At 54.6% G+C, this 23,216-nt stretch carries 26 protein-coding genes, 2 tRNA genes and 1 pseudogene; 17 read left to right on the top strand and 12 right to left on the bottom strand.

From position 1 onward, the window contains the following. Positions 1-3: 3 nt before the first annotated feature. From K1V27_RS10890 to pgeF, 3 genes are read right to left on the bottom strand one after another with little or no spacing between them, the layout of a single operon-like run. The gene (locus K1V27_RS10890; protein WP_258930021.1) at positions 4-990 is read right to left on the bottom strand and encodes a dihydroorotate dehydrogenase; all 987 of its coding nucleotides are present in this window, start codon (positions 988-990) and stop codon (positions 4-6) included. Next, the gene (locus K1V27_RS10895) at positions 936-1,793 is read right to left on the bottom strand and encodes a dihydroorotate dehydrogenase electron transfer subunit (protein WP_258930022.1); all 858 of its coding nucleotides are present in this window, start codon (positions 1,791-1,793) and stop codon (positions 936-938) included. Before K1V27_RS10895 ends, K1V27_RS10890 begins: the two co-directional genes overlap by 55 nt. A 3-nt stretch (positions 1,794-1,796) precedes the next feature. Next, positions 1,797-2,588, bottom strand: coding sequence for a peptidoglycan editing factor PgeF (gene pgeF / locus K1V27_RS10900; RefSeq protein ID WP_258930023.1), 792 nt, complete (start codon positions 2,586-2,588; stop codon positions 1,797-1,799). A gap of 158 nt (positions 2,589-2,746) precedes the next feature. Here pgeF and K1V27_RS10905 point away from each other — a divergent pair, with 158 nt between their 5' ends. The 5 genes and pseudogenes from K1V27_RS10905 to K1V27_RS10925 all read left to right on the top strand — a co-directional run. Then, positions 2,747-3,214 (top strand): FKBP-type peptidyl-prolyl cis-trans isomerase, encoded by a 468-nt coding sequence (locus K1V27_RS10905; RefSeq protein WP_258930024.1) that lies wholly within the window; start codon positions 2,747-2,749, stop codon positions 3,212-3,214. Positions 3,215-3,445: 231 nt separating this feature from the next. Beyond that, positions 3,446-3,521: transfer RNA gene (locus K1V27_RS10910), tRNA-Arg, on the top strand. A gap of 311 nt (positions 3,522-3,832) precedes the next feature. After that, a complete protein-coding gene (locus K1V27_RS10915; RefSeq protein WP_258930025.1) occupies positions 3,833-4,075 on the top strand; it encodes a DUF7680 family protein in 243 nt (80 codons plus the stop codon). A gap of 268 nt (positions 4,076-4,343) precedes the next feature. Continuing rightward, complete coding sequence (tnpA, locus tag K1V27_RS10920; protein WP_258930026.1) at positions 4,344-4,796, top strand: IS200/IS605 family transposase; 453 nt, start codon at positions 4,344-4,346, stop codon at positions 4,794-4,796. A gap of 401 nt (positions 4,797-5,197) precedes the next feature. Next, positions 5,198-5,731: pseudogene (locus K1V27_RS10925) on the top strand (GH36-type glycosyl hydrolase domain-containing protein); the annotation flags it as partial. Positions 5,732-5,739: 8 nt separating this feature from the next. On the opposite strand, the gene K1V27_RS10930 reads toward K1V27_RS10925, so the two are convergent. After that, a tRNA-Gly gene (locus K1V27_RS10930) sits at positions 5,740-5,816 on the bottom strand. A gap of 140 nt (positions 5,817-5,956) precedes the next feature. On the opposite strand from K1V27_RS10930, the gene K1V27_RS10935 reads away from it, so the two are divergent. Then, a complete protein-coding gene (locus K1V27_RS10935) occupies positions 5,957-6,937 on the top strand; it encodes a threonine ammonia-lyase (protein WP_258930028.1) in 981 nt (326 codons plus the stop codon). A gap of 2 nt (positions 6,938-6,939) precedes the next feature. Here K1V27_RS10935 and pyrR read toward each other — a convergent pair whose 3' ends face one another. Continuing rightward, the gene (gene pyrR, locus K1V27_RS10940) at positions 6,940-7,491 is read right to left on the bottom strand and encodes a bifunctional pyr operon transcriptional regulator/uracil phosphoribosyltransferase PyrR (RefSeq protein ID WP_258930029.1); all 552 of its coding nucleotides are present in this window, start codon (positions 7,489-7,491) and stop codon (positions 6,940-6,942) included. 294 nt (positions 7,492-7,785) lie between these two features. On the opposite strand from pyrR, the gene K1V27_RS10945 reads away from it, so the two are divergent. After that, positions 7,786-8,400, top strand: a complete 615-nt coding sequence (locus K1V27_RS10945; RefSeq protein ID WP_258930030.1) for a zinc metalloprotease — start codon at positions 7,786-7,788, stop codon at positions 8,398-8,400. 170 nt (positions 8,401-8,570) lie between these two features. Here K1V27_RS10945 and K1V27_RS10950 read toward each other — a convergent pair whose 3' ends face one another. The 3 genes from K1V27_RS10950 to K1V27_RS10960 form a co-directional block, all read right to left on the bottom strand. Next, the gene (locus tag K1V27_RS10950) at positions 8,571-9,041 is read right to left on the bottom strand and encodes a hypothetical protein (protein WP_258930031.1); all 471 of its coding nucleotides are present in this window, start codon (positions 9,039-9,041) and stop codon (positions 8,571-8,573) included. A 71-nt stretch (positions 9,042-9,112) separates the two neighbouring features. After that, complete coding sequence (locus K1V27_RS10955) at positions 9,113-10,183, bottom strand: OmpA family protein (RefSeq protein WP_258930032.1); 1,071 nt, start codon at positions 10,181-10,183, stop codon at positions 9,113-9,115. Between the two features lie 264 nt (positions 10,184-10,447). Then, the gene (locus tag K1V27_RS10960) at positions 10,448-10,843 is read right to left on the bottom strand and encodes a hypothetical protein (protein WP_258930033.1); all 396 of its coding nucleotides are present in this window, start codon (positions 10,841-10,843) and stop codon (positions 10,448-10,450) included. Positions 10,844-11,068: 225 nt separating this feature from the next. Between K1V27_RS10960 and nth the strand changes: the two genes are divergently transcribed. Next, complete coding sequence (gene nth / locus K1V27_RS10965) at positions 11,069-11,749, top strand: endonuclease III (protein ID WP_258930034.1); 681 nt, start codon at positions 11,069-11,071, stop codon at positions 11,747-11,749. A gap of 39 nt (positions 11,750-11,788) precedes the next feature. On the opposite strand, the gene K1V27_RS10970 is transcribed toward nth, so the two are convergent. The 3 genes from K1V27_RS10970 to K1V27_RS10980 form a co-directional block, all read right to left on the bottom strand. Further along, positions 11,789-12,844 (bottom strand): tRNA 4-thiouridine(8) synthase ThiI, encoded by a 1,056-nt coding sequence (locus K1V27_RS10970; protein ID WP_258930035.1) that lies wholly within the window; start codon positions 12,842-12,844, stop codon positions 11,789-11,791. Positions 12,845-12,934: 90 nt separating this feature from the next. Next, complete coding sequence (locus tag K1V27_RS10975; protein WP_353740564.1) at positions 12,935-14,155, bottom strand: homocysteine biosynthesis protein; 1,221 nt, start codon at positions 14,153-14,155, stop codon at positions 12,935-12,937. A gap of 101 nt (positions 14,156-14,256) precedes the next feature. Next, entirely contained in the window at positions 14,257-14,688 is a 432-nt protein-coding gene (locus K1V27_RS10980; protein WP_258930037.1) for an acyl-CoA thioesterase, read from the bottom strand. Positions 14,689-15,268: 580 nt separating this feature from the next. Between K1V27_RS10980 and K1V27_RS10985 the strand changes: the two genes are divergently transcribed. From K1V27_RS10985 to K1V27_RS11025, 9 genes are all read left to right on the top strand, one after another. After that, on the top strand, positions 15,269-16,753 hold the full coding sequence (locus K1V27_RS10985; RefSeq protein ID WP_258930038.1) for a CaiB/BaiF CoA transferase family protein: 1,485 nt from the start codon (positions 15,269-15,271) through the stop codon (positions 16,751-16,753). Next, positions 16,753-18,168, top strand: coding sequence for a CaiB/BaiF CoA transferase family protein (locus K1V27_RS10990; protein ID WP_258930039.1), 1,416 nt, complete (start codon positions 16,753-16,755; stop codon positions 18,166-18,168). The genes K1V27_RS10985 and K1V27_RS10990 overlap by 1 nt, the downstream gene beginning before the upstream one ends. 12 nt (positions 18,169-18,180) lie before the next feature. After that, positions 18,181-18,666 (top strand): hypothetical protein, encoded by a 486-nt coding sequence (locus tag K1V27_RS10995; RefSeq protein ID WP_258930040.1) that lies wholly within the window; start codon positions 18,181-18,183, stop codon positions 18,664-18,666. Between the two features lie 19 nt (positions 18,667-18,685). Next, on the top strand, positions 18,686-18,922 hold the full coding sequence (locus K1V27_RS11000; protein WP_258930041.1) for a hypothetical protein: 237 nt from the start codon (positions 18,686-18,688) through the stop codon (positions 18,920-18,922). A 1-nt stretch (position 18,923) separates the two neighbouring features. Further along, positions 18,924-19,202, top strand: a complete 279-nt coding sequence (locus tag K1V27_RS11005; protein WP_258930042.1) for a hypothetical protein — start codon at positions 18,924-18,926, stop codon at positions 19,200-19,202. Positions 19,203-19,214: 12 nt separating this feature from the next. Beyond that, on the top strand, positions 19,215-19,637 hold the full coding sequence (locus tag K1V27_RS11010; RefSeq protein WP_258930043.1) for a hypothetical protein: 423 nt from the start codon (positions 19,215-19,217) through the stop codon (positions 19,635-19,637). Positions 19,638-19,985: 348 nt separating this feature from the next. Further along, positions 19,986-21,251, top strand: coding sequence for an MBL fold metallo-hydrolase (locus K1V27_RS11015; protein ID WP_258930044.1), 1,266 nt, complete (start codon positions 19,986-19,988; stop codon positions 21,249-21,251). 140 nt (positions 21,252-21,391) lie between these two features. Continuing rightward, entirely contained in the window at positions 21,392-21,862 is a 471-nt protein-coding gene (locus K1V27_RS11020) for a hypothetical protein (protein WP_258930045.1), read from the top strand. 85 nt (positions 21,863-21,947) lie between these two features. Next, on the top strand, positions 21,948-22,340 hold the full coding sequence (locus tag K1V27_RS11025; protein WP_258930046.1) for a hypothetical protein: 393 nt from the start codon (positions 21,948-21,950) through the stop codon (positions 22,338-22,340). 91 nt (positions 22,341-22,431) lie between these two features. On the opposite strand, the gene K1V27_RS11030 is transcribed toward K1V27_RS11025, so the two are convergent. Then, a complete protein-coding gene (locus K1V27_RS11030) occupies positions 22,432-23,175 on the bottom strand; it encodes a class II glutamine amidotransferase (RefSeq protein ID WP_258930047.1) in 744 nt (247 codons plus the stop codon). Positions 23,176-23,216: the final 41 nt, after the last annotated feature.

The raw sequence follows: 23,216 nt of genomic DNA on the forward strand, positions 1-23,216 counted from the left end.
CAATCAATCACCAAGCGCACATGATTCCTCGGCGAATGGAAAAACGCAGCGGGTATCCAGTGTTCCAATATAATCCTGTAACCGGCTGATCCCCTCCACCTGCAGGAAACGCTCGATGCCGGCGATGATCTCAAGGGTTGCGGAAGGGCGCACAAAGTTCGCGGTGCCGACCTGGACCGCGCTTGCTCCCACCAGAAAAAATTCCATGGCATCGAGCGCATCGAAAATGCCGCCCACGCCGATCACCGGGCAGCGCACCGCCGCAGCCACTTCATAGGTGCACCGCAAGGCAATCGGCCTGATGGCCGGGCCGGACAGTCCGCCCACAATATTGGCCAGCTTGGGGCGCCGCGAAAAGATGTCCACCGCCATGGCCGCCACCGTATTGATGCACGAGATGATATCCGTACCGGCGTCTTCGACCGCCTGCGCGATGTCCCCGATGCGGGTCACGTTGGGAGTCAGTTTGGTGATGAGCGGCAGGGTCGTCGCTGCGCGCACCGCCTTCACCACGGAAGCGGCCATGGCAGGGTCGGCCCCGAACAGCATGCCGCCCTGCTTGACGTTGGGGCAGCTGATATTGATTTCCAGCGCGGCTATGCCGGGCACCCGATCCAGCCGGGAAGCGAGCTCGGCATAATCCTCCAAACGGTTTCCAAATATGTTGACGATGACCGGAACCCGCTTGCCGTGAAGATAGGGCAACTTGCCGCTGATGAAATGATCCAGACCGACGTTTTCCAGGCCGATGGCATTGATCAAGCCGGCAGGCGTTTCCACCAGCCGTGGGGGCGGATTGCCCGCCCGCGGCTCGAGTGAAATGCCCTTAACCACGATGGCGCCGAGTTTCTCGACGTCGGCAAACGCGCCATATTCTTCGCCGTAGCCGAACGTGCCCGAAGCCGCCATGACCGGGTTCTTCAGGCGCAGTGGGCCTAATTGTACAGAAAGGTCTGGGGAAGCGCCCGGTGCATTTGAATCTTTTGCCATTGGATTGATCCTGGTGAAAATATGGGGCCGTCTTTGCAAACGTGCAGGTAATGATCGGTCGCGGGATCATCCGCTCCGATTGCCGGCAGGGCGCATCCCAGACAGGCCCCCACTCCGCAGGCCATGAGGGATTCCAGCGACAGTTGCGCATCCACCCCTTGATTCAACGCCCACCTGGCCACATGATACTGCATGGCCAACGGGCCGCAAGAATAGACCGCATCCGGTCTGGGTAGAGCACTCCCCATGAACTCCTGGAACAGATCGGTGACCCGCCCGCAATATCCCAGGCTGCCGTCGTCCGTACTCCGGTGAACCGTCACCCGCAGGCCGTCAAACAGTTGCGGCGGCAGGAGCTCGTCGCCGCTGCGCGCTCCGTAAAAGAGATGGAGCGAAGCGTCCGGACGGCCCACAAGGTCTTGCATCAGGGCAAAAAAGGGGGCAATGCCTATTCCTCCGGCTACCAGGACAACCAGGGAAGAGTCGCATGAAGGCAGTCTGAAAGCATTGCCCAGGGGACCCATCACGTCGAGGGAATCACCCACTTGAATGCGGGAAAGTTTACCGGTACCACGCCCGACAATTCTGTAGAGGATTTCTATGATGCCCTGTTTGGGAAATATGCGGTGGAACGAAAATGGACGTCGCAGCAGCGGGTCCAGACCGTCGCCCAAACGCACCATGGCGAACTGACCCGCCCTGGCAGCGGCAGCAATTTCGGGGCTTTGCAGCATGAGCCGGTAAGTTTGCCGGGCAAGTTTTTCATGTTCCATGATCCAGGCTTGTTCCTGAATCTTAACCATGGCTCAATTCCTCAACAAAGCTGAGCTCCAGGCAAGGACCGCTGCCATGCGACCCGTTGTCCCCTGGGCCCGATAGGAAAAATAGCGGTCGCTTTCGCACACCGTGCAGCGTTCGGCCGCTTCAATATTCTCCCGGCGCAGCCCAGCTCTGTGCAGCTGCCAGCGGGTGATCGCCCAGAAGTCAAAATACTCGGGCTTTGCCTGGAAGTCCCAGAAATTGGGCGGCAGTTCGTCTCGGTAATTTCTGAATTGTGCACAGCAGGGACCAAGGGACGGGCTGACGGCGGCAAGCAGATCCTCCGGCCGGCAGCCATAGTGTTCCCGCATGATGCGCACCACCTTAAACAGCAGACCGTTGACACTCCCCCGCCAGCCGCAATGGACATTGGCGATGACTTGCCTGCCGGGATCGGCCAGGAAAACCGCCTGGCAGTCGGCAACTTTGATCAGCAAACCGACCTCTTTCAGATGGGTCACAAGAGCATCCGCAGGAGCGGTTATCAGCGTAGGGCCACATTTTTCCGCCGACCCCAGCAAGGCTTCATCGATCAGCTGAACCCTATCCCCATGCACCTGACGACTTCCCAGCAGGTGGCGGACCCGCATGGCTCCCTTAACGCGTGACAGGTTTTCCCTGACAGCCTGCGGAGAATCGCCGTTACTCCAGCCGACATTCAACGACGCATAGGGCGGGAGGCTCACCCCGCCGTCTCGGCCGAACGCCCCGTGCACTAATCCCGGAATTCGAGACAGCAGTTGAAAATGGTGTCTAGGGGGTTCTCTGTCTGTTTTCACGCACAACTCTCTTCAGCAACAGCGGGCTTCAGGGCAGGTGCAGCATGGTCCAGGCAGGGACCTGCCGCCATAAAACCCGGCTCCAGTCCATTGACATATGCTTGGGCAACCCTAGATTACTACCAAATCATCGACAAAATGCAAGGAGAAGATATTTTATGTCCCAAGTCAAAGAATGCATGAAAGTCACCATCGAGTACCGGGTACGGACCACCACACGCGACGGAGAATCCACACAGCTCCCGCCGGCCACATGCAGCTTCATTTACGGCATTGATACGCAGTATCCATCCGTTGAATCGGCCCTGATGAATAAGCGCCCGGGCGACAGAGTGCAGGTCTACGTTCCGCCGGAAGAGATTTACGGGGTCCACGACGAGGAGCTGATCCGCGAGCTGCCCCGCTCGGATTACAAGGAGGAGCGACTCAAGCCGGGAAAAATGTACCGGGAAATGCGGCAGAAGTGCCTGGTTCAATTCATGGTGAGAGACATTCGAAACGACGTCATCGTGGCCGACTTTAACGATCCCAAAGCGGGGACTTCAGCCGAATTCGACATCCTGGTCAAGGAGGTGAGAGAGTCCGGCAAGAGTGAGTGGCCTTCCGGCTGTGCCATCGGGCAATAGCTGCCAATCGGCATGGAGCATTATCTCGTACCGTCCGCACAGAGATCACAGGGACCGCAGAGATGCAGGAAAATGAGCGATAAATAGTCCTCATTACCGATCGGACGGCCATTGGAGTCCGTCCATTTGCAATCTTTCACTCAGTCGATTTTTCGTCAGTTGACAAACATCCTTGCCGGTGCTATCCATACGACGGCTTTGAGTAAAGCTCCTCCTTGCCGGCATGTCGACGGGCGACTAGCTCAGTGGATAGAGCGTTGGTCTCCGGAACCAAAGGTCCCGGGTTCGATCCCCGGGTCGCCCTCCAATAAAATCAACACATGACCAGCAAAACAAACCATGCTTAACCGTTCCATGTTAGCTCATGGCTAGGAACCCCAAAATGGTCCGAGTATAAATTGACAAAACCAATCAAGATGCCGAATAGGAGATCGTTGAGCGATATCTGACACTTGCTTCTCAGTGGGCGGCTGAATAGCGTCCGAAGAGCCCACTGCCGATCCCTTGGTCTCGTTCAGGAACGAGATATAGGCTCTTTGCCATGGTTACTCTCGCGTTCGTGTTGCTCTCTCCCTTCGTCTCTTCCTCACCGGAGTATCGATTCTGACGCCACCTCTGATGCAGAAACGAGTCAATGATCTCGATCGAGTGGAGCTCATTGCCCGGCGGATGGCCAATTTCACCCGCGAGGAGGCAGCCTGCTCGCTTTCAAGAACCACCAGCTATGGCAATGATGCCAACCGTTGGGCGATATCCGGGTTGCGCATCATGACGGGGAGACAATCCAAAGACCCTGGAATCGACAGGATGCTGGAGCGGTTGCGTGAGATATCCCAATTCAACCCTGTACAGTCCCAGTAGCTGAATGATTGGCGGGGGGAGATGCCGGCGGCAAATCAGCATAGGCGTGGATGAGGGGTGTAAACCCAGCAAAGGCATGAATCACGGCTGCATACCAGCGCGAACATCGATCAGCGCTGCGAAGCAGCACAGATAAGGTTGACGGCCGCCAATCAACACAGCCATAAATGATGCTGCGAAGCAGCACCAGGATTGAAGCCTGGGGCTTCAGCCCCAGGGGATGAGGCCAACAACGACAACGCCCTGAAGGGGCGCAGGAAAACCTGCCATGTCGAGCACCCTCGCCAACCTTCTCTATCATGTCGTCTTTTCGACAAAAGAGAGGCAAAAGATCATTTTGCCCGACATCAAAACAGACCTGTACGGTTACCTCGGCGGGGTGATCCGCGGTGAAAAGGGAAGATTGCTCAAAATAGGCGGGACAGAAGACCATGTTCATATTCTCGCTTCATTTCATCCCGCCCTCTCAGTCTCCGACATGCTGCGCCGGATGAAAGGAAACACATCCAGGTGGCTGAATGAAAACCGTAGCCTTGCTTTTCGCTTTTCTTGGCAACGCGGCTATGGTGCCTTTTCTGTGAGCGAATCGATGGTCGACGTCGTTTCAAAATACATAGACAATCAGGAGTTGCATCACAAGAAGATGACATTTCAGGAGGAGTTCCTGGCTCTGCTCAGCAAGCACAATGTTCAATACGATGAACGATACATTTGGGATTGATTTTGCCTTTTTGCATCGCCCCTTCAGGGCGGACGGAATGTGGGGGCTGCCGGCAACCTGGGGTTAAAACCCCAGGCTATAGACCCTTACAGCTCCGCTGTAGGTTTTTTCGGCTTAAAGAAGCGTGGCTGCTGAACAGTGTGGAATTCGGCTGCTTGACGCCCCGGGATGTGGCCGCTCGACGCCGTGGGATCTGGTGGTCAACAAGGGATCCGGCTGGTCAACTTTGTGGGATCCGGCTGCGGAGCAGCCTCGTGTTGTAGCCTGGGGCTTCAGCCCCAGGTAATGATGTGAATCCACGATTGCGCCCTGAAGGGGCGAGCTGAATCTCCCTTTACATCGACCCTTCGGGCCGAACCGGATATGGGCCTTGCCGGCAGGGTGGGGGCCGCTCTCGACCCTTGCGCCGCAATATCGAAAAACATGGATGGGACGGCGAGTGGTACCGTCGCGCTTACTTCGACGAGGGATCATTGCTTGGATCGTCGAGTAACCCCGAATGCCAGATTGATTCGATCGCTCAAAGCTGGTCGGTTCTGTCGAATGCCGGAGATCCTGAACGCTCACGCATGGCCATGGAAGCGCTCGATGAGCGCCTGGTTCGCCGCGAGCACGAGCTGTTTCAGTTTCTGGACCCGCTGTTTGACAGGTCCGCACAGAATCCAAAATACATCAAAAGGTATGCTCCGGGAGTCAGAAAAAACGGCGGGCAGTATGCGCATGCGGCCATCCGGGCGGCAATGGCCTTCGCTCGTATAGGGGATAAACGGCGCGCATGGGAGCTCTTTGCCATGATCAACCCGGTGAACCATGTCGGATCGCCCGAGCAGACCGCCACCTGCAAAGTGGAACCCTGCGTCGTTGCCGCCGATGTCCATGCGGTGACTCCGCATACCAGTCGCGGCGGCTGGACCTGGTACACCGGCTCGGCGGGCTGAACAAATGGAGCGGGAGACGGGCTTCGAACCCGCGACCCTCAGCTTGGAAGGCTGATGCTCTAGCCAGCTGAGCTACTCCCGCTCAAGTGTCACCCTGTTTAGCATGGCTGCTGCCATTTTTCAATTGAAAAATGTGGCCTTCCGTTCTACTAAGCTGTTGTTTGATAGGGATTTGAGTCTGCGTACCAGGTCTGAGTCGCTGGAGTGCTTAAGGGAGGATCCATGAACAAGCATTATGAAGATCTCATGTCGCGGGTCAACATGCTGGAAATATTCAAAGCCAGGCACGTTGTGGAACACGTCCTGCACCGTACCCATCTCACGTACTATCAACGGCTGTCCGATGAACTGGGCGCCCGAATTTATGTCAAACATGAAAACCACCTGCCAACCAATTCGTTTAAAGTGCGCGGCGCGGTGAATTTCATGGCGCGTCTCACGCCCGAGATGAAACAACGCGGCCTGGTTGTTGCCACCCGGGGCAATCACGGTTTGGCCGTCGCCTGGGCAGCCCAGGATAAAGGAGTCTTCTGCAACATTGTGGTGCCTGAGAACAACAATCCCGACACCAATGCCGCAATTCTGGCCTATGGAGCTCAATTAATCGAGCATGGCCGCGACTTTTACGAAACCCAGGATTACTGTGACGAACTGGCGGAAAATACCGGCTACTATTACCTGCGCCAGGGGAACGAACCGCTGCTGATCACCGGAATTGCCACCATGGGACTGGAGATATTCGCAGAGCTTCCCGATGTTGACACCATCATCATGCCCATCGGTGGAGGAACCGGCTGCTCGGCCCTGGCCAAGGTCATCGAGGGCATCAATCCGGATGTCGAGCTGATCGGGGTACAGGCTGAGAAAATGCCGTCTTTTTTTGAATCCTGGCGCCAAGGCAAGAAGGTCATCGTGCCGAGCGCCGACACCTCGGCGGAGGGCCTTGCAGCACGCTCGGTTTTTGAAATCCCTTACATGATTCTGAAAGATCGCATCAGCGATGTCGTTCTGCTCACTGAGGATGAACTCCTGGAAGGCGTGCGCAGGTCTTTGCATTACACTCAAAATCTGGCGGAAGTGGCGGGAGCTGCAGCGTTGGCCGCAGCCTTCAAAATCAAGAGCAAACTCAGCGGCAAAAAAGTCGTGGTGATCATGACGGGTGGAAATCTGAACCTGCATCAGCTTGCCCGGATCATTGGCTAGCTTCAGGCGGCAGTGGAGTATTCCACCACGACTTGATCCAATCCACCCTTTTCACTCAAGAGAACATTGACTTGTTCCTCCATTGCCGTATCGAGCTGAACACCGATGAATTGCCCGCAAATGGGCAGTTCTCGATGACCACGATCGACCAGTACGGCAACCAGCACCCGGCGCGGTCGGCCATAATCAATGAGGGCATCCAGAGCTGCCCTGATGGTTCTTCCTGTGTAGAGGACATCGTCCACCAGGATCACCTCTCGGTCATCAATGGGAAAGGGCAAATCCGTGGAGCGCAACAGCGGCTGGGTGTGCAACCTGGACCAGTCATCCCGGTAAAGGGTTATGTCCAGGCTCCCCACGGGAGGCATAAACCCAAACTCTTGGAAGATCATTTGTTGCAGCCGTCTGGCCAGAAACACCCCTCCCGTATGAATCCCGATGAGAACCAGGTCCTTGGGATTACTCACCTTGTCAACAATCTCCCCGGCAATCCTGTGCAGAATCTCCTGGATTTCCTGCGCCTGCAAAACCACTCTTACTGGATGTGCAACCATAGCGTAATCTTCCCGGCATGTCGTCAAAGGATAAAAGCAAAGGGGTGCCTTTCCGGCACCCCTCAGGCATTCTTCACTGCTTCACTTCTGGATTTGCAATCCGTTCCTAAGCTGCTCAAATATCAAGGGTTCTTTGTTTCCCTAGCAGCTTTACTGACAAGTGTCAACCAATTGTGGTAGATAGAAACCTGCAGAGGCTTTTCGGGTCGTCGTGGCCACTGCCGAACGGCCTCAGGCGGAACACGGCAATCACAGCGACACACGCAGCGAACACCCAATGACAGAAAGGCACAAATGGGCATTATTCCAATTGATCTCCAGGGTATTGAGCAATGGGCCGGCTGTATTGCCGGGATTATCTTTGGCTTGATTGTCCAGGGTGACGCCCAGGAATATTTTGTTCATATGTTCGAAACCCTGGCAAAACGAACCAAGATACAATATCGATTGAACCCGCTGCAGCACCTGGACGTCTGGAGTATTCCCGCATTTCTCTTTGCCGGTTGGGGTTGGAGCGGTCGTCGCGTGGAGGAGCCCGCCTATTTCCCGCCCCGTCCCATTCCCCGTTTTCTCGTCCCATTGGCCGGACCGCTGGCGAATTTCGCCATGGTGGGCATCTTGAGCAGTTTCTATATATTCCTGCCATTTGCCTTTTTGGAGATTGCCATTGCCATCAACATTCAAATGGCTCTGGCCAATCTGATAATTCCTCTTCCTCCCCTGGCGCTGGGGCGAGCTTTGTGCTCAGCCTTCGAGGTTCTCAGGCCTCAACGACGCACTCTGGAGTTTTCCGGTACCCTGATCATATTGGCCCTGGTGCTGCTCGAATATGCAGCCCACTGGGAGATTTTTCGCCCTCTGATTTTGGAGCCCAGTGCGGTGATTTTGAAATGGGTATTGTACAGGTAGATTTTGCCGGTCAACGCCGCCACCGACCCGTCTGGAATGCTGTCAAATCGCGCCGCCGCGCGCCCGGTCCCTTGCCGACAACATACATCGGTCTGCAGCGCGGCTCCGCTCAGGTTGCGCGAGGAGCCAGATGCGCCAGTGAGGTCACAAGCGAGTGACGAAAAAGTTGCTCAATATACCCACTTGTTCCCGGAAAATCGGAAGATCTCGGTTACCACCGATTCATGCTCGCATTTGAAGTTTCCAGCAGATGCTTCCTCAGGTGTCTTGCCTTTGCTGGAATAGGTCATTTTCTTGTAGCGCATCACGCCCACATACGGCGAGGCCTTCTGCCCGGTTTTCTTAATCCGGTATTCGAACGGCTTGCTCAATTCCAGATAGCTCGCTACATAATTGCCCTTGCGGGTCTCGTCCTCGGCCACCTGTACGTAGTCCTTGCCGTATTTTCCGTATTTGGTCAGCTTCGCAATCCATTCGCCCTGAAACCTGACAAAGGCTTTTTCGACCTCTAAGTCCTCCACAGCGAATGCGTGAGACGACAAGGCCAAAAGCAGCCCGGTCATTAGCAAGCCAAGCCAAATCCTCAGAGTGCGATCCCTCTGCCGCAATTTTCCGGTATCACCAGTTCTGCGGTCACTCATCTTTAGCCACCCCCTAAAACGAAATGAGGCCACAAGTGGGTAACTTGTGGCCTCATGATTTCAGCCGAGAGTTATTCTACCACTTTAAGCTCGACCCGGCGATTCAGTGCACGTCCCTCAGGATTATCGGTACCATCGGGATTCGTGTTAGGAGCAATCGGATTGGATTCGCCGTAGCCAACCGTTGTCATGCGACTGCCTGCGATCCCGTTCTGACGGAAGAAGTTGTACACACTGCGGGCACGTCTTTCGGAGAGTGCCTGGTTGTAGGCGTCCGTTCCGATGGAATCGGTATGACCTTCGATGACAATATTGATGGCGGGGTTGTCTTTGAGGATTGCCGCGGCTTCATCCAGCACAGGCACCCATTCGGCTTTGATGTTCGATTTGTCGAAATCAAAATGGATACCTCGCAGGACGATGACTTCCTCCATCGCTTCCTCGTAGAAAACACATTTGACAAACTCTTCCAGTGCCGCGGGATCCTGCAGCAGGTCGGCGCCATTAGCCGCACAGCAGTCGCCGAGCTGGCTGATCTGATCCATGACAGCCTTGCCCTCAGGGGTATCTGCCAGAGAAATAGTGTGGAAACAAGCCTGATATTTGTCGGCAATGGCCTTGGCTTCCATCACCGGATTGGTACACATGTTTTCTCTACCGTCGGAAATCAGAATGATTCCGGTTCTTCCACTCAGGCCCGCCATGACAGCATCGAGATTGTGGATGCCCATGCCCAGCGGAGTTCTGCGACCGTAGATTTCCTGTTGATTGGGAATTGCATCGATGGCGTCGGCGAGTTTCGCCTTTTCGTACACCGTAGGCGGCATCACCTGCTGATACGGCGCCACCATGGAAAGGGATCCCTGATACCCCAGCTCAGGAATCAGGTCGTTCATGCCCGAAAGGATTTTCTTGGACATGGCCATTTTGGTCTTGTCCAACTCGAGGCCTCCATCGGCGACCGTACTGGGAACTGTGGCGCCACCGCCGTAGACCATGTACATCGAACCCGATTGATCCTGCAAAATAATGAAGTTATCGATTTTGGGTACAAGTTTGGCCCCGGCTTGAGGTGCTCCTATAAAAAAAGCTAAGGCCGCAATAACACTAAAAATAACTCCATTCCTGACAATGCTGCTCATCTCTTCCTCCTCCTTTTCATAAAAAAACACACGAAATTTAAAGTATAATTTAGCCCTTCTACACCTTCTAAGGTATTCACCCTGTTCTGTCAACAATATTATTCATTAGAAGCCGTTTGAATCGTTGAGCAATAGACGATTTCGGAAACCTTCGCCAGTGCGGGTCTCAGGCGATCAATGCTCATTTCTCGGAAATGATTGACGCTCCCCCCCTGCCACTCGATGGCCCGTTCGATCATCGCGGGTCAAAACACTGTCGCCGGCTCAAAGAATTCTCTTCACCCAAACAAGATTCAGTTGGTTGTCCATATCATATTTGCAGAACCGTTCACCAATTTCAGATTCTGAATTTTGCTGCAGGGCCAATAATCGATCAAAGTCTTTCTCAATGACCACATTACAGAAATCAACCGGAATGGACCGGATAAAATCCAATTCTTCTGCGCTCCATAATTCCTCTGCAATATCCCCTACTCCATCTTCCAGTGCCTGCTTCCCACACACCTTGTAGCATGCTCCGCAACTGCACCGATGAATGGCATCAAAGTCCAAAGGAACGGGATGACCGTTTTCACAAAAAGGACATATAACAATATGGGTCCTCATCAGCCTCCTTTCTCCTCGCATCAGTTTACCATGGAACGCATCCACATACTTCATCGTCACCTCACTGCACTAAATTTCCAATTTCCAACTATCCACCGGCACTGCCCGGCGCAGGCGTAGTCGGTTATGCCGGCGCGGGCAGTTGAAACTTTTATCCTATATAAATGGTTTTTTGTTGAAATCCAATGATAACTTTGTCAGATAGAGTCCCACCGGCGACAAAGCATTCACCAACCCGCCGAGACTGATGTGAACCGCAAAACGGGGGAACTTATTGAAATGCCTCCCAAGCATACCGCTCCAAAGACTCAACTGACAACGCCCGACAGGATCATGTCCATTGTCGGGCTGTTGGATCAGCATTACCCGAACGCCCGGTGTACTCTCAATTTCAGCAATCCACTGGAATTGATGGTCGCCACCATACTCTCGGCACAATGCACCGATGAAAGGGTCAATCAAGTAACCGCCGACCTGTTCCTTCGTTATCCCACAGCCGAGTCGTTTGCCCGAGCCCCCTTGGAGGAGCTGGAAACGGCTATCAGGCCCACCGGCCTTTTTCGAAACAAAGCAAAAAGCATTCGCGAAGGCTGCCGCATCCTGGTAGAAAAATTTGCCGGCAAAGTCCCCAGAGACTTGGAAGCCCTCATTCAGCTCCCCGGCATTGGACGCAAAACCGCCAACGTAATACTGGGCAACGCCTTTCACATAGCCGCCGGCATCGCCGTTGACACGCATGTGGCAAGAGTGGCCAGGAGGTTGGGCTTAACGGCAGAGAACCATCCCGCCAAGATAGAACAGGACCTCATCCGCTTGATTCCCGCCAATCGTTGGATTCTCTTTTCTCACCAGCTCATTCAGCATGGTCGGCGCGTCTGTCTGGCTAAGCATCCAAAATGCAGCCAATGCCCGCTCCGGCAATACTCGCTTTATGCTCAAACCAGAGCGCATCAGGAGTAACAAGCCATCCCGCCTATGCACCATTGGTCGGACGGGCCCCTAAACCATGTACTGCTGAAAGTCGTGCCGTTCTGCTTTGCTTTGCTTCACTCTTCCCACCTCATCGCCGCATTTCCACTCGACCAGGACGTCTTCATCGACGGGAGCATCGCTGTACGATGCCAGAATTTGAGCCGCCAGCAGCACATCATGGTCGTGCGCCGGGGCGGCGCACAGCCTGTCTGAAGAGCTGCACAAAGCGTCATTCGGAGGCAAGCCGGAATTCACGCACCCTCTCAGCAGCACTACTCTTGGGCCGGGGTAATCGACCGAGCGCAGCACGCGGTCACCCTGGGCAGCCAACTGCTCCAGGCTTTCGTTGTCGGAGCGGTCGCGGCCGACCACGCAGAGCTGCCCCCCCGGCAGCTGGAAAAGGCGCCCGTAGCTCAATATGTGTGCCTCCCGCACTCCGGCATCGGGATGCACAGCGAAGAGAGTCTGCAACTTTTTGACAAATCCCTGTTTGGTGAGGATACAGCCGCCCCCGGGTTGCGGATAATCTTCGATACCGAATTGCTTGGCCAGAGCCATCTGCCGCTTGCGCGAGCGGCCGTGGATATCGAGCAACAGACTGCGATCCACCTTTCCCTCGAGCTCCACCGTGGTCGGCGGCAGAAGTTTTGCGCTCAATGGTCGCAGCACTCGCCCCTCATAGCCTGACAGCTTCTCGACACTTCTCAGGGAGTCGCGTCGCTGACTCATGGGACGCTGCCCCAGGACCTCTCCCGTAAAGAGAAAGTCGCCTTTCCGCTGTTCCATGATCTTCCCCGCCTCGCGCAACATCAAGCCATGGCAATCGATGCATGGATTCATCTGGCTGCCGTAACCGTAAACCGGTTTTTTCAACATCGCCAGATGCTTTCCCCCAATATCGCGCACCATCACGGGGATACCCAACATACGCTCATAGTCAACACCCTGCTTGGGACCAAAAAAAGGAGTCACGAAAATGACTCCCACCAGATCGAGCTCCTGTTGCTGCAATACTTTGACGGCCAGGATACTGTCCAGTCCACCGGACAGCAAACCTATCCCTTTGGCTTTGGCGCCTTGCATGATTGTGACTGCCCCCGTTTCCTTCCCAAAGAAAATCCACTCCAGCTACATTTGCCATATTTTGAGATGCATGCAGAATCCGTAAATCGATCAGGCGAGGGGCGGCTTTTCAAAGTCCACGATCACTTCATCCGACATGTTCTCTTCCGGTTCGCCCCGTTGAACGGTGGGAAAGAAATGCTGCGGCTCTCCCAGCAGAAATGATCCGCTCTGAATCCAGTCCTTGAGGATGTTGGCAATTTCCTTGGCGCGAACGTAGCTGGAAAGAGGCACGGTTGTCACTTCCCTGCCGTTCACCAGGATGGCGCCGGAGCGCAACTGGGCGTAACTGACTTCGCCCAGAGGCTCGGACTGGGTAAAGCTGTAGTCTTTCACCTGGGTTACAATGTCTTCGTCGGACACTCCGGTAAAAGCCGCCATTTCCTCATCCAGTATGGGGATGGGCACACCGATCCCCACGGCCAGCGAACACCCGTACCCCTGCATGCTGACGCCCATCAGCCAGCGCGGCAGCATCGCCTTGAGGTCCCCCAGTACCATGAGTGTGCCGGCCGGAGCGCGCGGCACTCCGTTGGCCAGTCGCCGCACGGCCGGGTTGTGCTGAGAACCATGCCAAACCACGAATCCCTGCGCTCCCCCAAGGAAGATGCGGGTGCCCAGGCCGGTGGTCCGATAATAAGGGTCATTCAACAGGGGGCTGAGCTGACCCGAAGTCGAATAGTTGGCATTTCCCATTCTTGGCTTCAAAGCCCCCATGTAAGTGTAGATGGTCCTGGCCGACAGATTGACGGCACAATTGTAGTTCTGGTAGGCATTACGCGGATTGCACAGGACCGCATAGGGCAGATCATTGAGGGTAACGGTCATCTCGACCTTGCGATTGGGATAGCAATCGGTGCCGTAGGCTTCAGCCCTCAAGCGAACGGGCTTGCCGCTGACCAGATCGTGAATCACGTGTCCTCCGCCGTATTCAAAGGTACCCGGCTTGATTTTGTTGAGAGGGTCATCGAAGGCCGGCTCTGTAGCACCGAGATAGAGGTCCACAGCAGCCAGGCCGCCATAGGCCGGCACATCGTTCAACCAGACTTTTCCTGCCTTGATGGGAGGATCGGTGTGGCCGAAGTTGATGAAAACACCCGATGAACACATGGGGGCAAAGGTACCCGTAGTGACCACATCCACCTGCTGAGCGGCCTGCCGCGTACCCTTTTCCCGCACAATGCCCACCATCTCCTCGGCTGTCACCACCACAGCCTTTCCGGCTCGGATCTTCTCGTTGATTTCCTGGTAACTCTTGTGAACTGCTCCCATACGCTGTTTACCTTTCACCCTGCTTCATCCTGCTGCGGTCCTGCAGAAAAAAAATGCAAAAATTTGCACCCCGGCACTCCATAGGATTCGTCTCAGCGGCTTCACACATAGGCAGCGACTGCATCTTTCAAACGCTCCGGCAGCGCTCTCGCTTTCCAGGTACGGTCAATAGCCACAATGGTGGCCTCTCCCCTGGCAACCAACTGTTCACTGTTCAGATAATAAAAATTGAAGCCAAATGTCACGGCTTTTTCTTTAATCTTCACCACAGAAACCGCCAGGCGCAGCTCATCTCCGTACTTAACCGGTTTCAAAAAATCGCAGCTGGCGCCCACCACCGGAAGTCCGAACCCCTCCTGGCGGTTGCGGAAATATTCTTCGGGAGGAAGCCCGGCATGCCGCAGGAATTCTTCGATGCCGTGATGGCAGTAGCGAAAATAGGATGCAAAATAGACCACTCCGTAGGGATCGGTATCCCCGAAACGGACCCTTACGGGAAACTCGAATGACTTGCCGCAACCCGCGTTTGCCATGGCAGATGCCTCCTGTTTGTGGTGAATAGTTGAGAGTGTGTTTGAACAGATGGGGATTATAACTGACACAGAGTTTTCCACAACCCGTTCCTACCGGTATTCTCTTCTATCGATACAGCGTAGAACATACAGCAGAGCCGATAAGAAAAAAATCACAATGTTCATTTTCCCTTGACATAAAACCGGCGTTTAGTATCTTGGTACCACTTACTTGTGCGAATGCTACTGTACTGATTGCGAAAATTGGTTTTTTTTCGAGTTGCATCGACCCAATCGATTTCATCTCTCAGTGCTGCAAGATCCAAGCGAATCGCTGGTGGCTTGACAACGCTCACAGTACTCCTCTAAGCGCAGTTCCAAAGAAAGATCTACCCATTTTGCGGCGTTTATCGGTCAACCGGGAAGGTTTGCGCTAAGCCGGCGCAGACAGGTCGTTTTTCCCCGACGCCGAATCATGCCGAAATTCGACCAGAAAGGAGGTGGAAAGTATCCGTTGGAGGGGAACCTCTTGGCGTTCCTCCAGAACCGACAACAGCTCTGGATCAACAATTGAGTAGGATCTAATTAGTGGAGGTAAGATATGCCAGAAAAGCGAGATATCGAAATAAATAGCCGGGCCGACACGATAGGTCTGATGGACATGGACGTCAGGCCATACCCGGTAACCCCGCCACCTTCCTACGATCAGGTCAAACCGGTCTACGAGAGAAGGAAAGCGCTGGAGTTCTGTGATTGGGCTGAAGATAATTTGCGATTTGAAAAGCGATATCCAAAAGACGAGGCCTTATCAGGACTCAGGGTTCTGGATATCGGTTTGTGGCGCCTCGGCCATAAGTTCTGCGCCTCCCTCTTCGGCGAATCAGGGGCCGAAGTCGTTTCCATCGAACCCCCAAGCGGCGACCCATTGAGGAAACTGACCCCGTTTGGCCGCGAAGAATACCTGCTGACTAATAAACTCACCGGTGAAAAGTGCGGCATGGAGTTCGTCAACGAGACGGTCAACAAGCACTGCATCACACTGGATGTGGAAAAGGAGGACGGCCGCGAAATTTTCAAGAAACTGGCCAATAACGTGGACATCCTGATCGACGGGATGCCTCCCGGCTACATGGATAATTTGGGCATCGGCTACCGCCAGCTGAAGGAAATCAATCCCAGAATGATCTACGTCTGGATCGGCATGCTCGGCCAGTGGGGTCCGTGGAAAGACAAACAATCCAAGTTCGGCCAGTGGGAGCTGGAACCCTTCGCCAGCTGCGCCAACGCCTGGGTGCACAACACCGGTCTGGCCCAGGACCTGCTTCCCCGTGGTAAAGGCGGCGATCCGACCCGCTCAGGCATCTGGCTGGCCGACTACGTGGCCGGCGGTCAGGGTTATGTCAACGCCCTGGCGGCTCTTTACTGGAGAGAAGAGCTGGGCGGCACAGGGCAGATGATCGAGGTCACCGGCGCCGAAGCACTGATGGACATCCTCGACTTCGATATCACCTGGTACGGTTTCAATGCCAGCATCAAAGCCCGTTCCGGCGGTTGGGACCCGAACCTCAATCAGTACGCCTGGAATCCCTGTAAGGACGGCTACATGATGATCGGCGGCCAGACCGATAAGCTATGGTATAATATCGGATTTTGCCTGGAGCGCGATTTTACCCAGTTCGGCCGACTGATCCACGAAGATCCTTTCCTGAAAGAAATGGGCGCCAGAAACGCCCTGCACGCACTGATCAAGACCTACACCCTGACCACCCGCTGGCTCAGGGACACCAACCGGGTCGAAGCGGAAACCAAACTGCTCGAATACCAGCTGGCAGCCGGTCCGATCCTTTACATTGACGAAGTTTGCGAGTTCCCGCACTTCAAATACCGCCCCTGGGTATACGTGCACGAGACCGACTACGGCCCGTTGCTGATCGCTTCCAGTCCGTCGTCCTACCAGGTGCGCGCCCCGTTCAGGTGCAAGTGGATGGGTAGAGATCTGGGCTACGACAACTACGAAATCTACCTCAAATGGACCGGAATGGGCCAGAACAAGGTCAATGAAATGAAACAGAAGGGGGTGATCTAATGGCAAAAGACCCAAGAGTTACCAACATTGAAGATCTGCCAGGCCCCAAGAGCAAGGGTGAGATGGAAGAGTGGAAGATGCCCTACGAGGAGTATTGCAAGAAAATCTTCGATGTGGGCAACGAGCACGCTAAGCCAAGGCCACTCAAAGGGATCAAGTGGCTGAGCTGCACCATGTATATCTTCACGCCCCACTCGGTGGCCAACCTGGCCGAGCTTGGAGCCGAATGCATCAAGATAGAAATGCCCAGGATGGGTGACGCCATGCGGCACACCTCCCCGTTCAACGAGTGCTACCTTTACCCGTTGCACGATACCCGCCCCATGACCGGGACCGGGCTGGGCTTCACCAACGCCAACCCCAACAAGTACTTCATCACCATGGACTATCACATTCCCGAAATGGTGGAGATCTTCTACGGGCTGGTGAAAAAATTTGACGGGCTGACCGAGCTTTATCGGCCGGGCACGCTCGACAAGTGGAAAATGAGCTATCGCTACCTGAGTGAAATCAACCCGCGCTTCATCTATGTATGGGGCGGCGGTTTCGGCTATGGTCCCAAGATCTTCGGCGGCTCTTACGATATTTTGGGGCAGGCGCACGCAGGTCTTGCATCGATCAGCGGCATGCACGAATTCATGGGCGGTCACTGTACCAAGCAGACCAACTGGGTCATCGACTGGCAGTCCAGCAACCTGATCACTGCTTCGATTCTGGCGGCCATTCATCATCGGCGGAAAACCAACCTGGGTACCATGATTGAGTTCTCTCAGGTGCAGGTGCCGACCCGTATGCTGGGACACACCACCACCATGTACGGCAAGTTCGGCATCGTCCGCCAGCGCTGGGGCAACTGGGATACCCAGTTGGCGGTGCACGGCATCATCCTCTGCGGCAAATCCGATTTTCCCGATGCGGAAAACCCGCAGGACAAGTTTGATGCCCGTTACGCCATGGTCAGTGCCTTCCAGGATGCGGACTTCAAGGAGCTTTGCGCCATCACCGGCATGAAGGAATTGTATGAAAAATACAAAGCCCACAAGGACCGGGTGGAAGGGGAGGCCCAGGTAGAGATCTACTCCGCTCTGGAAAGATGGGCGGCGGATAAGAGCCGCTCCGAAGTCTGCAAGATTTTGAACAATGCAGGTCTTTTGGCCGAACCGGTAAGAAACGACCGCGAGGTCTACGAGAGCCCGCACTACAGGGAAAGAGGAACAGTCAGGTGGCTGGACGATCCTCTGTTCGGCGACATGCTGCTCCATGCCGGCTACAGCTCTGGACTCATGGAGAAGTCGCCGCGCAGGATCAACTGGCATTGGCGTCCGGTAGGCGCGGATAACAAGAAAGTCTACAATGAAATGCTCGGTATTCCGCTCTCCAAAATCCAAGAGTGGTATGACAAGGCCTACATCTAAAAGGAGGCAGCTGTGTGTGATATAATCTGGTGCAAGAAAGAAGTGGGTGGAAAACCGTGTGACACCATCAATTACCTGGACCCCTACTGCTTCTGGAACTGGGAGGGGAAGATCAACTGTGCCGAGTGCGGCACGGTCTATTATATCCACATGATCCAGGGCTTTATGTACATTGGGCCGGAAGAGAGGCCCGGGGAAGAGCCTGACATCATGCCCTTATATGCGGATAAGCCGTTTGACGGCTATTCCAACTACCGCCCCGGCGTCGAAGGCCGCACCAGGCCCTATGAGTGCAAGCCGAGGGCACAACTCAAGGGCGTCGCCGATATGGTCAAGTTCAGCATCCGCGGCCGACCGGTGCGGGGCTGGCGCCCACAACCGCCCTCTGCCGGTTTGGCGGGAAGCTTCGCGTTCAACTGGGACATTCAGAAGCTCTCCCCCGAGGTCTGGGAAGAATATCAAAAGAAACTCGCTGCAGGCGAAGTCAAGGACTGGTAACTAGAGAAAGGAGCGTTGCATGACACAACAGTTAACGCCTGAAGAATTCCTGGACACTGTACTGGTCCCGGAGAAGCAGAGTTCCCATATATGCTGGCAGTGTAAACACTTGAAGCCGGTCCTCAAAGGCTCTAAGTTCCCGCCCGCAGACATCATCGGTTGGTGCAAGAAGATCCACTGGCCCCATTACTGGTGCGTAGCGGATTTCAATGTGGTGAAGAAGTGCTACGCCTTTGATGCCAAAAAGAAGGCTTAACATGGAAGAAAACGTCCGCAAGGAACTCGATGCCCTCAAGGGGATACTCAACAATTGGAAAACAGGTTTTATGAGTTGGGCCTCCCCCGACGGGGATAATGATTATGTGCTGCTGGAATTCCGAGAAGAAATCCAGACCAACATTTATCCCTATGTCAGGCGACTGTTTGAGACCAACTACATCACTGACATGGAGGCCAAAGAGTTCATGATTTATTGCTACGGCCAGGTTGAAGTTCTTCGCGACCAGTTGAGGGAAGTGGAGACCAACGATAGCTAAAGGAGGTTTAATATGCCTGAGAAATGCCGTGTGGTGGTCTGCGGTTTTGACCCCATGCTCGTAAAAGCATATGTGGCTGCCAATGCAAGGGCTCTTTGGTGGCACATATCCGACGAGCTATATCATGAGTTCGGCATGAAGCCGAGGATGAAGGTCACTGGCAAGCTGCTCAAAGTGTATTCGGGTAAGACCGGGGAAGAAGTGGCGGCTCCCAACGAAGACTTTGAGTGGGAGTGCTCCAAGGAGACCGGTCTGGTGGTGCTGCTGCCGGGTGAGGTCATCAAGAAATACATGCTCACGGAATTTCACTTCCTGGAGCTGTTGATTGACACAATCGACGGCAAAGACGTCTATCCCGGCAAGGAAGTCCAAAGCAAGAAGTGGTGGCCGTCCGACAAGATGAAACTGGGCTATACTCTGGACTACATCGCATAACCAGAGCCAGACCTTGTGTCGATCTGTTCTCCCCGGCATTTGAGGAGGGGGCAGATCCCAACCGACAATCCCCCTTTTCGGTTCATCCGGGGAGGGGGATTTTTTATGGCCTGCCATGTGAGAAACCAAAGGGCTTGTCATTTACTCCTTTGTCTACTATTTTTTTTCTCAACAGCGGCGTGTTTGCGCCTCTGCAAGCGAGCCTTTTACAAGAGTCTTGTACTATGGTTTTGGCAAAACCGGAATCCAAATTCTGCGCAGCTTTGTGAACCCCGGTTTCTGCCGGGCCGGCAGTTTTTGCGAGTTTTGCAGGAGTCCGGAATTGGAGCTTCTTGATAAGGAAATGACATGACTGATAAATCAAACAATAATGAGGGGCATGAATTGAACCAGGACCTGTTTCCACTGATCGAAGACGAACAGTATCCAGCGGAAGAACCGGATCATCCAGGCTGGCTGTCGATTGGCGAAATCTTAAAGGTCTCTCACCCAGTCTTCCAAAAGAGCAAATTTCTCATTGGCTATCATCATTCCTGTAATGTCTATGTGCTGGCGGGTGACTACTTGACCCTGGTGGATCCAGGCAATGATTACACCATCTTTGCAGAGCTGGAAAAATTCGGCTACAGCCCCCTTGACATAAAAAAAGTGGTGCTCACCCACGGACACCGCGACCACTGCATGGGCGTATTCGAAATGCTGCGGTTCCCTCCCATCATGGAAAACAAGTCCGTCGAGATCATCATGCATGCGGCGGGCCCGGCCGAGTTCAAGAGAATAGTCACCGAAGCAGGGTTCCCTCCAACGGAGCTGAAAGGGGGAGAAACCCTGGAGCTGAGCGGTTTCGAGTGGGAGGTGATCCACACGCCCGGCCATACCATCGATGGCATATGCCTCTACCATGAACCGACCAGGACCCTTATTTCCGGGGACACGGTGGTGCCGGAGGCCGTGAGCGATGTGGATAAAAATGGCGGAGGCCGATGGGATCACTATCTGCACGGACTCAAGCTGCTGATGAAAAAGGATGTGGCACATGTTCTACCGGGCCATCGGGTTCCCGTCGCAATGACCGGTAGCCGGACCATCGCAGAAACCTATGAAAACGTGCTGATGAAGATCCTGGATATCAATCCGGAAGACAAAGTGACCTGGATGGAGGGGGCGAGGCAGCTGGGCGAAAAAGGGCTCCTGGAAGAAGTGGTGTTCTGCTGCGACAAGGAACTGGCCCTCAGGCCGGAAAATTTCCACGCCATGCAATTGAAGGCCCTTGCCTTGAACGATATGGGACGGTGTGAAGAGGCCATCGACATTTTGGAGCAAATTCTGGAGCGCCGGCCCGACGATGCCTATGCTTTAACTGCCAAGGGACAGGCTTTGCTGGGTTTGCAGAAGCCTGCCGAAAGCCTGCCCTTTTTTGACGAAGCCTTAGCCGGGAATCCGCAAATGACCGAAGCGCAGGTATTCAAGGGAATGGCTTTGACCTTTTTGGGCAGACACGATGAAGCCATGGCCATCGAGGCCTTCAAAAACGAGTTCATGGCGCGCTTCCAGGAACAGATCGACCAGCGGCAGCAAGAGCTGAAACGCGGTGAATCCGACCCAAACGTTTAGCTCCGCTGCAGCAATTGCAGCTCTAACCCGAGCTGAGGAGGAAGTTGCATTCGTGGCCCCAGAGGAATGCAGATCAGGACAGGTCAATTGATCAGCATTTGCCTGGGCGCCGCCTGCAGCCAAACAACAGGTGACCGCAAATGACGGATCACACACCCCGGGGAGCAGAAACGATGGACCAGGAGCTCATGAACCTTTACCAAGCTGCCAAGGCTTTAATCACTTACATTGACAAACAGGATGTCTTCGACCGGGCTGCCGCCGGAGGATGCAGCGGGTTGGACTTCCACCAGTCGGACGCATTCTATGATTTAATTGTCAAGACCCGGGGGGTCATTAGCGAGGTCGAGGCGCAAGGGAGCGGCAAGACCCCGGCCGGGGACGCGGACGGCGACCGCCCGATGCAGGCGGACAAAAAGTGCATGCAACTGCTCGATGCGCTACAAGCCTTGACTGCGCACATCGAACGAGAACGTGCCTTTGATACCGTAACGGATCTTGGACCTGTCGGCTTCGAAACCCACCAGTCCGACGCATTCATTGAGGTGATCAGGCAGGCCGGCGAGGTCGCAGAAGAGGTTGCTAAAAAACTGAGCAAGCAAGGCATCTGAGCAGTCGGCTTCCATTCTCAACAGCCCCTTCACTACGCCGTGCACAACCGCCCGGTTGGCGATTCGGCATGCTATGGGAGCATATATGGCCATAGAGCAAATCACTTACGAAGAATTTTTGAAGAAATTAGAGGCGATTGAAAAGCGCTATCTATCCGATGAGCCGGGCTTTCCCCCGGGAGCGAAAGAGAAAGGCCTGGAAATTTGCAGGAAATTCAGACGAGAGGTGGCGGAGATCGGCCCCGAAAACTGTGAATATTATATCGACACGCTTTATGGCCTGCCCATGCACAAGCCCATCAGGCCGCAGGATACTGAATATGTTCATTGCGCTCACTGCAATGCGCGCATCAGCGTGGAGCAGGCGGTGCATTACAAGCACAGGCTGATCTACGGTGAACATTATCATTGCCGTGAGTGTGATCCCAAGGGTGTCTGGGACTGCATGAGCCACGACACCGACATGGAAGTGCACTGACCCGCCTCGGCTCGGTTGCCTTGCCCCTTGCGGGGATGAGAGATTTCACCGGGCGCCGGAGCGAGACCTTGGATTCTCCTCCCGGCTATGTCTATATATCCTCCTGCAACACCACGTCGCTGCCGACGATTGCCAGCAGGAGTCCCTTGGAAAAGTTCTGGCGCGAGATGCTGACCCAATTTTCCGGGCTCAAACCCTGCCCCACCGTGGTCAACAGCAGGCCGTTTTCAAGCTTCTTGCTCCCCTTGAGCAAAAAAAACTGACGGTGGTTGCTGAACGCAAACAACACCCAGCCGTTTGTCAACAGAAAATTGTATCGGCCCGGATAGTCCTCCACCAGGCGGCCGACCGTTTGTGCGACGGCAAGGAACAGCGAGAGCGTGGAATTGCTCTTACTGTTGAGCTCCGCAATGCCGTCCAGCAGGTACTCGAAGGTTTTTGCCGAATCGCTGACCGCACAATCGAGTCGCACATTCTTACTGATGTAGGACTCTATGGAGGGAGCTTTGCCGTTGTGGGCGAAAATCCAGTCCTCGCCCCTGAATCGCAGGGTAAAAGGATGGGCATGACACTCATCGATCGGACCACTGGTTCGAAGTCGCACGTGCGCAATGATGAACTTGCTCGATATGATGCGCGCCAGCCTTTGGAAGCTGTCATCATAGCGTCCTTCGTAATAGGCCCGGTCGGCGGATTTTTCCACATGAGCCCGATTTTTCCTGAAAAAACCTATTCCCCAGCCGTCCACATTTCTCCCCGCCCTGGCGGCAAAAAGCGGCAGGGATCTGGGTGCTGAGTAATTCGTTGCCGCCGAAAGAGCAAATAAGTCACACATGGCAGAGTGTCCAGTGGCCTCACCATCATGCCGGAGGCCTC

Source organism: Desulfoferrobacter suflitae (genome assembly GCF_022603395.1).
Classification (GTDB): Bacteria; Desulfobacterota; Syntrophobacteria; order Syntrophobacterales; family Syntrophobacteraceae; genus Desulfoferrobacter; species Desulfoferrobacter suflitae.